The organism is Aeromonas sp. S11(2024) (assembly GCF_041402345.1).
GTDB classification, from domain to species: domain Bacteria; phylum Pseudomonadota; class Gammaproteobacteria; order Enterobacterales; family Aeromonadaceae; genus Aeromonas; species Aeromonas veronii.
The window spans coordinates 76,255-88,873 of record NZ_JBGLRC010000001.1; the positions used below are offsets into that span (position 1 = coordinate 76,255).

The window sequence follows — 12,619 nt, forward strand, 5'->3', positions numbered from 1 at the left end:
TTTCTAGCTGATATACTGCCCGCTCACATGTGAGCGGACTGGCCTGACTGCCATTGACAGGCGGCTGGCCAGTCGTTGTCGCCGGCGTGCCGGCATCAAGCAAAGGATGGGAACAAGGATTCATGATCCCGAGACTCGATTACCAGGACAGTTTGTCACCCGCAACCCTGCAGTTTCTTGAGTTGCTAGAGCGCAGCGCATTTCGTGGTGATATCGAAAAGTCTTATGCAAGCCGGTTGGCGATGGCGACGGATAACAGCGTCTATCAGGTAGTACCTCAGGCGGTTCTCTATCCGCGCAGTGCGGACGACATAGCAGCAATGCTCAAGCTGGCCGCAGAGCCGGTGTTCGCCTCCCTGAGCTTTTTCCCTCGCGGTGGCGGTACCGGCACCAATGGCCAGTCATTGGGCGGCGGCATTATCGTCGATCTCTCCCGTTATATGAACCAGATCATGGAAATTAATCTGGAGGAGGGGTGGGTGCGCGCCCAGGCCGGGGTGGTGAAAGACCAGCTCAACGCCTATCTCAAGCCCCACGGCTACTTCTTCTCGCCGGATCTCTCCACCTCCAACCGCGCCACCTTAGGCGGAATGATCAACACAGATGCCTCGGGGCAGGGGTCTCTGGTCTACGGCAAAACCTCGGATCACGTACTGGGTCTCAAAGCGGTGCTGGAGAATGGCGATATCATGGCGACCGAGCCGCTGACCGGTGAGCGACTGGCCGACAAGCTGGCGCTGGAGAGTCGGGAAGGGGAGATCTATCGCACCCTCTATCGTATCGGCAAGGAGCGCCGCGCCGACATCGAGGCGACCTTCCCCAAGCTCAACCGCTTTCTGACCGGCTACGATCTCAAGCACCTATATCAACCGGATACCGACACGCTGGATGTGAGTCGGGTGTTGTGCGGATCTGAAGGGTCTCTCGGCTTTATCACCGAAGCCAAACTCAATATCACCCCCATCCCGCGTTATCGCACTCTGGTCAACGTCAAGTACGACAGCTTCCCCTCCGCCCTGCGCAATGCCCCCTTTATGGTGCAGGCGCAGGCTCTCTCGGTGGAGACGGTGGACTCCCGGGTGCTGGGGTTGGCCCGCGCCGACATCATCTGGCATTCGGTGAAAGAACTTATTCAGGATGTGCCCGGCAAGGATCTGCAGGGGCTCAACATCGTCGAATTTGCCGACACCGACGAGGCAGAACACAGGGCCAAGGTGGCGGAGCTCTGCCGCCGTATCGACGCGCTGCTGGCCAAGGGCGAGGCGGGGATCATCGGCTATCAGGTGTGTGACCACCTGCCGAGCATCGAGACCATCTACACCATGCGCAAGAAGTCGGTGGGGCTGCTGGGCAACGCCGAAGGGCGCAAGAAGCCGGTGGCCTTCACTGAAGACACCGCCGTGCCGCCCGAATCCCTGGCCGATTTCATCATGGAGTTTCGCGCTCTGCTGGATGCCCACGGCCTCGACTACGGCATGTTTGGCCACGTTGATGCCGGTGTGCTGCACGTGCGCCCGGCGCTGGATTTGTGCGATCCCGAGCAGGAGGTGCTGCTGCGCCGCATCTCCGATCAGGTGGTGGCGCTCACCGCCAAATATGGCGGTCTGATGTGGGGCGAGCATGGCAAGGGCTTTCGCTCCGAATACAGCCCCGCCTTCTTTGGCGAGCTGTGGGAAGAGCTGCAGCGGGTCAAGGGGGCGTTCGACCCGACCAACCGCATCAACCCGGGCAAGATCTGTATCCCCTACGGTAGCGGCGCCGAGCTGGTGTCGGTGGATGGCCCCAAGCGCGGCAAGTATGACCGCCAGATCCCGCTCGCGGTGCGCACCAGCTACACCCGCGCCATGGATTGCAACGGCAATGGTCTCTGCTTCACCTTCGAGACCGACTCCCCCATGTGCCCCTCGGTCAAGATCAGCCGTGATCGCCGCCACTCCCCCAAGGGGCGGGCGGGCCTGATGCGTGAATGGTTGCGTCAGCTGGCGGAGCAGGGCTTCGATCCGCTAGCGGAAGAGGTGGCGCTGCAATCCGGTGGTGTGCGCTTCAAACAGCTGGTGGACAAGGTGCGCAACAGCTGGGCCAAACAGCGCGGCGAGTATGATTTCTCCCACGAGGTGATGGAGGCGATGGCTGGCTGTCTGGCCTGCAAGGCGTGCACCAGCCAGTGCCCGATCAAGGTGGATGTGCCCGATTTTCGCGCCCGCTTTATGCAGCTTTATCATGGCCGCTACCTGCGCGCCCCCAAGGATTACTTCGTCGGCACGGTGGAGAGCTATGCCCCGCTGCTTGCCAAGGCGCCGAAGCTGGTCAACTTCTTCCTCGAAAAAGAGTGGGCCCAGAAGGCGACCGAGAAGAGTATCGGCATGGTCGATGTGCCGCTGCTCTCGGTGCCGACCCTGGCCGAGAGCCTGCACGATAACCGCGCCCGCTATTTTGATCTGCCGGGTCTGGAGCGGATGAGTGCCGAGCAGCGCAAGCAGGTAGTGCTCATCGTGCAGGATCCCTTCACCAGCTATTACGACGCCCCCGTGGTGCGCGACCTGGTGAAACTCGCCAGCAAGCTCGGCTTCCAGCCCTACTTGCTGCCCTTTAAACCCAACGGTAAACCCCAGCATATCAAGGGATTCCTGCGCGCCTTTGCCCGCACTGCTGCCAACAGCGCCCAGTTCCTCAACAAGGTAGCGGCGCTTGGCATTCCCATGGTGGGGGTGGATCCGGCCATGGTGCTCTGCTATCGCGACGAGTATGCCAAGGCGCTGGGGTCGGCCCGCGGCGATTTTCAGGTGTTGCTGCCGCAGGAGTGGCTGCTCTCGCTGCCGGTAGATCAGTTGCCTGCTCGAACCGACAAGACCAAGAGCGAGGAGGGGAGCGAGCCCTGGTATCTCTTTGCCCACTGCACCGAGAAGACCGCCAAGCCCTCCACTCACGGTGACTGGAGCACCCTGTTTGGCCGTTTCGGGGCCAGTTTGCAGCCGGTCTCTGTGGGGTGTTGCGGTATGGCGGGCACCTATGGTCACGATGTCAAACAGGTGGAGAACTCCAAGGGCATTTATGGGTTGAGCTGGGCTGACCCGCTAGCCCGTTTGCCCAAAGCGCGCTGTCTGGCGACCGGCTATTCGTGCCGCAGTCAGGTTAAGCGGATGGAGGGGGAAAAGCTCAAACATCCATTGCAAGCCCTGCTGGAGCTGCTCTGATGCTGACGTTTCCCAAGCGGTTTCGGGTGCCGAAGGCCTATCGGCACCCGCGTTTCTTACTGTTACCCGCCACTCCCGCTCAGGCGGTGGTGGAGTTTGTCGCCATGTTGCGCGAGCGCGAGCAGCTCCATCAGCTGTTTCGCCCGAACGATCTCTGGCCCTCCGCCAATTTCAGTCTGAGCCAGCACGAAGGGGATCTGGAGTGGCAGCAGTCGGAGTTTCTGGCCAAGCGCTCCTTTGCCTATGGCCTCTGGAGTCCGGATCGGGAGCCGCAATTTTGGGGCGGGGTTTATCTCTACCCCTCGGTGTTGCCGGAGGTAGCGGTGGAGCTCTTCTTCTGGAAGGTGGCCGAGGCGCCTATCACGGATGAGGAGCTGGAGATTCAGCTGCGCGAGTGGCTCGCCAAGGTGTGGCAGTGGCCAGAACCCCGTCTGCCGGGGCGAGAAGTGCCTTGGTCCGAGTGGCCCGGCGTTACCTACCCTTGGTGACATCCCGCTTAAGGGCATGATTGTGTAACACGCAGCGCCGGGTCGGGGCTGCGTTGTTACCACGTCACCCGGTAACCAACAACTCATATAACCGAACCATGTTGCCGATGGAGGGCGTTTCACTCATATCGGTACGCATTCATCGCTAACATAAGGAGTCTGCTCGCAATGAGTCACGATATTGCGCCCATCTGGCGTAAACCCATGAGCCTGGAGGGGCTCAACGCCACCTCTCGCAACACCCTGATGGCCCACCTCGATATCATCTATACCGCTTTTGGCCCAGACTGGTTGGAGGCCACTATGCCAGTGGATCACCGCACCCACCAGCCTCTTGGCATGCTCCATGGCGGCGCGTCAGTGGTGCTGGCGGAGACGCTTGGGTCGCTGGCGGCCAATATGGCGGTCGGGCCAGATAGCTACTGTGTGGGGTTGGAGGTGAATGCCAACCATCTGCGGGCCAAACGGGAAGGGGTGGTGACCGGGCGTTGCACGCCGCTCCATCTGGGAGCAACAACCCAGGTGTGGCAGATTGAAATTCGGGACGAACGTGAGCGTTTATTGTGCACCAGCCGACTGACCATGGCGGTGCTCAAACACAAGCGGGGCAAGGACTCCAGCGAGGAGTGATCTGCAATAACGCACTATGAGTGCAAAATAAGCAAGCCATACTCGTCAGATCCCTCTATAATTGCCAACGTCTTGAGAGGCTTATCACATTTTTCAAGACAGCAGAACAAAGTGGCGCTATAATCGCCGCCTTTTTGCTATTCCGCGGTGTTAGCCGCCTGCCTTAATCTGGAAGAATCTATGTCTGATACCGAACAACTGCCCCTTTTTAGTGAGCTTGGACTGGCCGCGCCTGTATTGAAAGCGCTGCAGGACGTGGGCTATGAGCGCCCGTCACCGATCCAGGCCGCAGCAATTCCCCACCTGATGGCGGGACACGATCTGCTGGGGCAGGCGCAAACCGGTACAGGGAAGACCGCTGCTTTTGCCTTGCCTCTGTTGTCTCGTCTGGAAGCTGGTAACCGCAACACCCAGATCCTGGTGCTGGCGCCTACCCGCGAACTGGCGCTGCAAGTGGCTGAAGCGTGCCAACGCTACGCCCACCACATGCCTGATTTCCACGTACTGCCCATCTACGGCGGCGCCTCCTACGAAACCCAGACCCGCGCCCTGCGTCGCGGTGCCCAGGTTGTCGTCGGTACTCCGGGCCGCGTGATGGACCTGATCCGTCGCAAGAACCTGGACCTCTCCGGCTTGAAAGCACTGGTACTGGACGAAGCGGACGAAATGCTGCGTATGGGCTTCATCGACGACGTGGACTGGATCATGGAGCAGTGCCCGAGCTCTCGTCAGGTTGCTCTGTTCTCTGCCACCATGCCGGAGCAGATCCGTCGCGTGGCCCAGAAGCACCTGAAGCAGCCCAAAGAGATCAAGATCGCCTCCAAGACTGCTACCGCGACCACTATTCGCCAGCGCTACTGGCAAGTGACCGGTCTGCACAAGCTGGACGCCATGACCCGTCTGCTGGAAGTGGAATCCTACGAAGCCCTGCTGGTATTCGTACGTACCAAGAACGCTGCCGAAGAGCTGGCTGGCAAGCTGGCCGCCCGTGGTCACGCCTGTGAAGCGCTGCACGGCGACATCCCGCAGAAACTGCGTGAGCGTACCGTCGACAAGCTGCGTCAGGGCCAGCTGGACATCCTGATCGCCACCGACGTTGTCGCCCGTGGTCTGGACGTTGAGCGCATCACCCACGTAGTGAACTACGACATTCCGTACGACACCGAATCTTACGTACACCGTATCGGCCGTACCGGTCGTGCCGGTCGTAAAGGCGAAGCCATCCTGTTCGTCGCTCCCCGCGAGCGTCGTATGCTGCGCGCCATCGAGCACGCAACCCGTCAGGCCATCGAGCCGATGAAGATGCCGAGCACCGAGGACATCAACCAGCATCGTCTGGCCAAGTTCAAGGAGCGCATCCGCGAAACCATGATGGGTGAAGAGCTCGAGATCTACCACAACCTGGTAAACGAGCTGATCGAAGAGGATTCTGCCGATCCGCTGGAGCTGGCTGCCGCACTGGCCAAGCTGGTACAGGGCGACCAACCGCTGCTGCTGGATGACTCCATTCCGGATCCGCTGCTGAACGCTGGCAACGATCGTGGTGGCTTCGAGCGCCGTGACTTCAACGACCGTGGCGGTCGTGACTTCGGTGACCGTGGCGATCGTCCTGCCCGTCGCATGCCGTCCTTGGAGCCGCGTCCGCTGAAAGACAACCCGGATGTGGAGATGGAGCGTTACCGCGTAGACGTGGGTGCCCATCACGGCGTCAAGCCGGGCCAGATCGTGGGCGCCATCGCCAACGAAGCGAACATCGAGAGCCGCTTCATCGGCAACATCGACATAGCCGATGACTTCTCCACCGTCGATCTGCCGAAAGGCATGACCGCCGATGTACTGGAAGTGATCAAGAAAGCCCGTGTTTGCCAGCGTCCGCTGCAAATCACCCGCTACACCGAAGTGCCGGCCGGTGGCAACACCAGCAGCCGTCCGCCCCGTGGTGATCGTCCGTTCCGTGGCGACCGTCCTTTCAACAAGGATCGCCGTCCCCAGGGTGACCGTCCGTTCAACAAGAGCGGGGAGCGCCGTGAAGGTGGCTTCAACAAAGATCGCAAATTCGGTGGCAAGCGTCGCGAAAGCTGATTGCTGATCCCGTTATGAAGAAGGCCGCTCATTGAGCGGCCTTTTTTTCTGCCTGCGGTTTACCCTGTGTTCTTACTGAACGCCAGATCGGCATAAGCCGTTAAATGGGGGAGCGCATGATGGCCACTATTTGATGACTGGATGTCGAGGAAAGAGAGAATACCTTTTCTACTCGACAGGCGGTTGTGACGTGGTTGGGTATCATCCGCCGTTCTGCCATAGGTCTGGGCTGGCAGCCGTTTCTTTGTATTGGCAAGCGTTGGGACGTGTGCACTTGGGCGGATGGTTGGATGGGGAGTGACCGCATTGCGTCCGCTGACTCCGGCGGTCGCAAGGGGTGGCGACTAGTTGGCCGCTCAGAGGCTTTGTCTGGCTGGCAGCCATTATTCATATCGAGTGGGGTAATTGGTTGGCATCAATGAAGAAGGCGACCATCTGGTCGCCTTCTTGTTTTGCATTGTGATGTGCAGAGGTCGCAGCCCGAGGGGCTATCAGAGCACCATGGCGGCAATCCAGCCGAAGATCACCAGTGGGATGTTGTAGTGAATAAAGGTGGGCACCACGCTGTCCCAGATATGGTCGTGCTGACCATCGGCGTTGAGGCCTGAGGTGGGGCCCAGAGTTGAATCGGAGGCCGGTGAACCCGCATCCCCCAGCGCGCCAGCTGTACCGACCAGGGCGATGATCGCCATTGGTGAGAAGCCGAGCTGCAGACAGAGCGGCACATAGATGGTGGCGATGATGGGCACGGTGGAGAAGGAGGAGCCGATCCCCATGGTGATGAGCAGACCCACCAGCAGCATCAGGAAGGCGGCGATGCCTTTGTGCTGACCGATGCCGGAGGCGACCACCTGAACCAGAGAGTCGACCCCGTGGGTTGCCTTCATCACCGCGGCAAAACCGGCGGCGGAGATCATGATGAAGCCGATCAGCGACATCATCCGCACCCCCTGAGTGAAGGCATCCTGGCTTTCGCGAAACTTGATAACGCCGCCGCAGGTGAAGATGACAAAACCGGCCAGTGCACCCAGTACGATGCTGTTGGTCATCAGTTGCAGCCCCAGCGCCACGCCAATGGCCAGCAGAGCCACCCAGATGTGGGTAAGGTTGAGCTCGACCGCTTCGGGCTCGGCATCCAGGATCTTGGCCAGATCGTACTGGCGTGGTTTACGATAGCTGATGAATACCGCAATCAGCAGGCCCAGTACCATACCAGCAACCGGAATAGCCATCGCCAGCGGGATCTGGCTGGTGGTGATGGGCACACCGTTATCAATCAGGTTCTTGGCCAGAATGTTATTCAGGAAGATGCCGCCAAAGCCGACCGGCAGCACCATGTAGGTGGCGGTCAGGCCAAAGGTGATGACACAAGCCACCTGACGACGGTCGATCTGCATCTGCGCCATCACATGCAGCAGCGGCGGGATCAGGATGGGAATAAAGGCGATGTGAACCGGGATCAGGTTTTGGGAGGAGATCGCCACGGCCAGCACGGAAGAGAGCAACAGGGTTTTGACCCACATGATGCGGGTCGAGCTGGCATCCTTGCCCAACTGGCTGATCACCTTGCGGGCCAGCAGGTCGGTGATCCCGGAGCGGGAGATGGCAACCGCAAAGGCGCCCAGCATGGCGTAGGAGAGGGCTATCTCGGCGCCACCGCCTAGGCCACCGCTGAAGGTGGTGAGGGTATCGGTCAACGACAGCCCACCGACCAGGCCGCCAGCAATGGCCCCCAGCGCCAGCGAGACCACCACATTGATCCGCAGCAGACTGAGCACCAGCATCAGCCCGACTGCGATAACAACTGGATTCATTTGATTTCCTTATAGTTTGTTATTGCTGTCTGTCATGTGAAGGGGAGTTAGTTTGCGAAAAATGTGACAAATGTCGAGTAAAAAATCAGTCAAACCCCTCATATCGCAGCAGCATGTGGCACAAGGTTGCTCAACATGAGGGTTTGTAACCTGTTTGTCTCCGTGCATCCCGTACGTAGCGGTGGATAGTGACCTTGATAGCGATCTCCGGTGCGCCGTGCAATCAATCACTTCCCCAAAATAGCAAAGGCTGCCAGTGGCAGCCTTCATTCGTTTATTCTTGCCCCCTCATCGTCGGCAGGGGCATCGGTAGTGTCATCATCCGGATGCGCTGGCGGCCAGCCCCCCATGCTCTTCCAGCGGTTAACGATATGACAGAACAGCTCTGTGGTGCGTTCGGTGTCATAGAGGGCAGAGTGCGCCTCTTTATTGTCAAACGGGATGCGGGCGCTCTGGCACGCTTTGGCCAGCACGGTCTGACCCAGCGCCAATCCGGAGAGAGCAGCGGTGTCGAAGGTGGCAAACGGGTGGAACGGATTGCGCTTGAGGCCAGCGCGCTCGGCGGCGGCCATCACGAAGCCGTGATCAAAGGTGGCGTTGTGGGCCACTATGATGGCGCGGCCGCAATCCTGCTCCTTCATCCCCTTGCGGATCCCCTTGAAGATCTCGGTCAGCGCCTCTTTTTCCGAGACAGCGCCACGCAACGGGTTGTAGGGGTCGATGCCGGTGAACTCCAGCGCAGCCTTTTCCAGGTTGGCCCCTTCGAAAGGCTCGACATGAAAGTGGAATACCTGATCGGGAACGAGCCAGCCCTGCTCATCCATTTTCAGGGTGTAAGCCGCGATTTCGAGCAGGGCATCGGTCTTGGCGTTGAACCCGGCTGTTTCAACATCGATGACGACGGGGTAAAAACCACGGAAACGGCCCTTGAGGGTATGAACTGCGTCGGTCATGGGATCTCGGTCGGGATAAAATGAGGCGGCATTATGGCAAAAAAGCACAGGCTTGTCCCCCCATCCCGTTGCAGTAAGCCGCGGCAAGATGGCGCAGGATTCAATATCTGTGCAGCCACCAGCGGGCGGCAATCAGCGCCGTGAGCGTTCCCAACAGGGCGCTGGCCAGCACATCCACCGGCCAGTGCATCCCCATTACCATGCGCGACAGACCAATTCCCAGTGCCCACAGTGGCAGCAGCCAGACGCCCGTGGGAGCGCGGGCCAGCCAGATCAGACCAAAGAACTGGGCCAGGCTGATGGCGGCGATGCTGTGGCCAGAAGGGAAGGCGTAATTTACCTCCTTTTGCCAGTGGTGGCCGAGCCACTCTGGCAGGGCCAGCAACTGGCTGGCGGCGTGAACCTGTTCACTGCGCACATCGACGCTACTGGCGTAGAAGCTCTTGATGGCCGGGATCAGCGCCTGACTCTCCAGCCAGAGCAGATAGGGTCTGGGCTCTTCAGTCAGGTATTTGATCAGGCTTTTGAGCACCCAGTCGCTGGAGAGCAGGGCTGCCAGCGCGCATCCCAGCGCAATGAAGGGGGTCAGCTCCAGTTTCAGTTTGTAGCGGGTCAGCAACAGCAAGAGGGCGCCACTGACCCCGATCCCGGGAATATCGACCATGCGGGTGAGGGCGTATGACCACCATAACCAGCCTGATTGCAGGGAGCCGGTCAGAAAAGGCTGCCAGGGCAGGGTGGCGAGCAGCAGCAGGGGCAGGATCAACAGGGCAGTGAAGCCAAGCACCTGACTGCGGGTCAGTAAGCAGACAGAGGTTGAGAACGACGGGGCATGTGGCGGCATGGTGGGTATGGGCGATCGCGAAAAAGAGGGGCATTGTGCCACCGTGATATGCCCGGACAAAGCCGAGCAGCACGTTTGTTACCTCTGCTTACACATTTTGTGGCCACATCCTCTGTTTGAGCGGGCGGATGGAGCGGCTGCCGCGCAATGTGGTTCCCTTTCGCGCCGGATTGCATCACAGGCTGAAATCTCTGGCGGCTTTGCGCTAGAATGGCGCCCCCGTGGCGGTTGTGACCAAAGAGAGCCCGATGAAGATAGTCGTTGATGAGAATATGCCCCATGCCGTGGAGCTGTTTGCCGAATTTGGCGAGGTGATCCCCTTGCCCGGACGGCAGATGCAGGCCCGCGATCTGCTGGATGCCGATGTGCTGCTGGTGCGTTCGGTCACCCGCGTCAACGGCGATTTGCTGGCGACCAGCCCCAAACTCGGGTTTGTCGGCACCGCCACCATAGGCACCGACCATGTGGACAAGGCCCTGCTGGCAAGCCGCAATATTCCCTTCTTCAGCGCCCCCGGTTGCAACAAGTATTCGGTGGGGGACTATGTGCTTTCCGCTTTGCTGGTGCTGGCGGAGCGTTACGAACTCGAGCTCTCGGCCATGACTCTGGCGGTGATTGGCGCGGGCAATACCGGCGAGTGCGTGGCTGGCAAGGCCCAAGCGCTCGGCATGCGGGTACTGCGCTGCGATCCACCCAAGGCGCGTAATACCCCCGATGCGGGCTTTGTCGATTATCAGACCGCCCTTGGCGCCGATATTGTCAGCTTCCATGTGCCCATTACCCGTGAAGGGCCGGATGCCACCTACCATCTGCTCGATGCCGAACAGATTGCCGCGCGCCCTGCCGGACAGATCCTGATCAACGCCTCCCGTGGCGAGGTGTGGGATAACCGGGCCCTGCTGGCGCGCCAGTTGAGCGATAAGCCGTTGCGACTGGTGATGGATGTGTGGGAGAACGAGCCCGAGCCACTGGCTGCGCTGGTGCCCCATACCGAGATTGCCACCCCCCATATCGCTGGTTACAGCCTGGAGGGGAAGGCCCGCGGTACCTGGATGCTCTATCAGGCGCTCTGCCAGCAGTTGGGACGCCGGCCTCGTCAGGATTTGAGTAAGCTCCTGTCAGCCCCCGATGTGCAGGCGGTGGTGCCGGGCCGCGCACCGGATCAGGCGCTGATCAAGCAACTGGTGCATCTGGTCTATGACGTGCGCCGCGATGATGCCCGTTTCCGGGCCCGACTCGGTCTGCCCGACAGCTTTGACGAGCAGCGCAAACACTATCCCGAGCGCCGTGAACTATCCTCCCTGCAGGTTGAGGGAGCCTTTGCCGACCAGGCGCTGGGCGAGCTGGGATTTGCGCTGTCACGCCCCTGAATCGGGGACTAGGAGTTGGAAGATAACCGGAAGGGGTGAGCCGTACTGGCTACCTCGCCCCCATTTTTTTACTGAGCTGGCGCAGATACTACTGCGCTGGCTCAGCCATATCAGGCAGCGTTATCTCGCCGTGCGAGCGCCTGCCGACCATGGCGCCACCCGGCGCCATTGCAGCATTATCAGAGGAGAACAGAATGAGCCAGCAGTTTAACGTAGCGGTATTGGGTGCCAGCGGCGCCGTGGGTCAGGCGATGATCGAGATCCTGGAAGAGCGCGAATTTCCGGTAGCGACCCTCTATCCGCTGGCTTCCAGCCGCAGTGCCGGTGATACCGTGCGCTTTGGCGGCAAGAACCTCGAGATCCTCGATGTGGAGGAGTTTGACTGGAGCCAGGTGCAGATCGCACTCTTCTCCGCCGGTGCCGAGGTCTCTGCCAAGTGGGCGCCGATTGCTGCCGAACACGGCTGCATCGTCATCGACAACACCTCCTGCTTCCGTTACGACGAAGATATCCCGCTGGTGATCCCGGAAGTGAACCCGGATGCGCTGGCCGATTTTCGCAATCGCAACATCATCGCCAACCCCAATTGTTCCACTATCCAGATGCTGGTGGCTTTGAAGCCGCTGCACGACGAAGTGGGCATTGCCCGCATCAACGTGGCCACCTATCAATCCGTGTCAGGCTCCGGCAAAGAGGGGGTCAGCGAGCTGGCGGGTCAGACCGCTCATCTGCTAAACGGTCGTCCGGTGGAACCGACCCTCTATCCGCAACAGATCGCCTTTAACCTGATCCCGCAGATCGACAGCTTCACTGACAACGGCTACACCCGTGAAGAGATGAAGATGGTGTGGGAAACCCAGAAGATCCTCGGCGATGCCAGCATTGCCGTGAACCCCACCTGCGTGCGGGTGCCGGTCTTCTACGGCCACGCCGAGGCGGTACACGTCGAACTGCACCAGCCGCTCGATGCTGAACAGGTCAAGGACCTGCTGCGCAATGCGCCGGGTGTGACCCTGTTTGATGACGAAGGGGACTATCCGACCCCGGTGCGTGACGCAACCGGCAAGGATGAGGTGCTGGTGGGTCGGGTGCGCCAGGATATTTCTCATCCAAGTGGTATCAATATGTGGATCGTGGCCGATAACGTTCGTAAGGGCGCGGCAACCAACAGTGTACAGATTGCCGAGCTGCTGGTTCGCGACTATCTGTAAGGCTGGTCAGATGCCACAGATGCGCAGCAGGGA

At 60.1% G+C, this 12,619-nt stretch carries 9 protein-coding genes; 6 read left to right on the plus strand and 3 right to left on the minus strand.

The genetic code is table 11. From position 1 onward, the window contains the following. The first annotated feature begins 122 nt into the window (after positions 1 to 122). From ACB040_RS00335 to ACB040_RS00350, 4 genes are all read left to right on the plus strand, one after another. Positions 123 to 3,194 carry an FAD-binding and (Fe-S)-binding domain-containing protein gene (locus tag ACB040_RS00335; protein WP_371153913.1) on the plus strand — a complete coding sequence of 1,024 codons (3,072 nt, stop codon included), beginning with the start codon at positions 123 to 125 and terminating at the stop codon, positions 3,192 to 3,194. Next, complete coding sequence (locus tag ACB040_RS00340) at positions 3,194 to 3,682, plus strand: hypothetical protein (protein ID WP_371153911.1); 489 nt, start codon at positions 3,194 to 3,196, stop codon at positions 3,680 to 3,682. Before ACB040_RS00335 ends, ACB040_RS00340 begins: the two co-directional genes overlap by 1 nt. A gap of 168 nt (positions 3,683 to 3,850) precedes the next feature. Continuing rightward, positions 3,851 to 4,312, plus strand: a complete 462-nt coding sequence (locus ACB040_RS00345) for a hotdog fold thioesterase (protein ID WP_040066459.1) — start codon at positions 3,851 to 3,853, stop codon at positions 4,310 to 4,312. A gap of 180 nt (positions 4,313 to 4,492) precedes the next feature. Then, a complete protein-coding gene (locus ACB040_RS00350; protein WP_371153908.1) occupies positions 4,493 to 6,394 on the plus strand; it encodes a DEAD/DEAH box helicase in 1,902 nt (633 codons plus the stop codon). A gap of 491 nt (positions 6,395 to 6,885) precedes the next feature. Here the strand turns inward: ACB040_RS00350 and ACB040_RS00355 are convergent, their stop codons facing one another. From ACB040_RS00355 to ACB040_RS00365, 3 genes are all read right to left on the minus strand, one after another. Next, complete coding sequence (locus ACB040_RS00355) at positions 6,886 to 8,208, minus strand: Na+/H+ antiporter family protein (RefSeq protein WP_005344933.1); 1,323 nt, start codon at positions 8,206 to 8,208, stop codon at positions 6,886 to 6,888. 266 nt (positions 8,209 to 8,474) lie between these two features. Then, on the minus strand, positions 8,475 to 9,161 hold the full coding sequence (gene rnt, locus ACB040_RS00360) for a ribonuclease T (protein WP_371153906.1): 687 nt from the start codon (positions 9,159 to 9,161) through the stop codon (positions 8,475 to 8,477). A 100-nt stretch (positions 9,162 to 9,261) separates the two neighbouring features. Then, positions 9,262 to 10,005, minus strand: a complete 744-nt coding sequence (locus ACB040_RS00365) for a phosphatase PAP2 family protein (protein ID WP_371153904.1) — start codon at positions 10,003 to 10,005, stop codon at positions 9,262 to 9,264. Between the two features lie 248 nt (positions 10,006 to 10,253). On the opposite strand from ACB040_RS00365, the gene ACB040_RS00370 reads away from it, so the two are divergent. Next, positions 10,254 to 11,375 carry a 4-phosphoerythronate dehydrogenase gene (locus ACB040_RS00370; RefSeq protein WP_371153902.1) on the plus strand — a complete coding sequence of 374 codons (1,122 nt, stop codon included), beginning with the start codon at positions 10,254 to 10,256 and terminating at the stop codon, positions 11,373 to 11,375. A gap of 194 nt (positions 11,376 to 11,569) precedes the next feature. Further along, positions 11,570 to 12,586 (plus strand): aspartate-semialdehyde dehydrogenase, encoded by a 1,017-nt coding sequence (locus ACB040_RS00375; RefSeq protein WP_005344937.1) that lies wholly within the window; start codon positions 11,570 to 11,572, stop codon positions 12,584 to 12,586. Positions 12,587 to 12,619 lie beyond the last annotated feature (33 nt).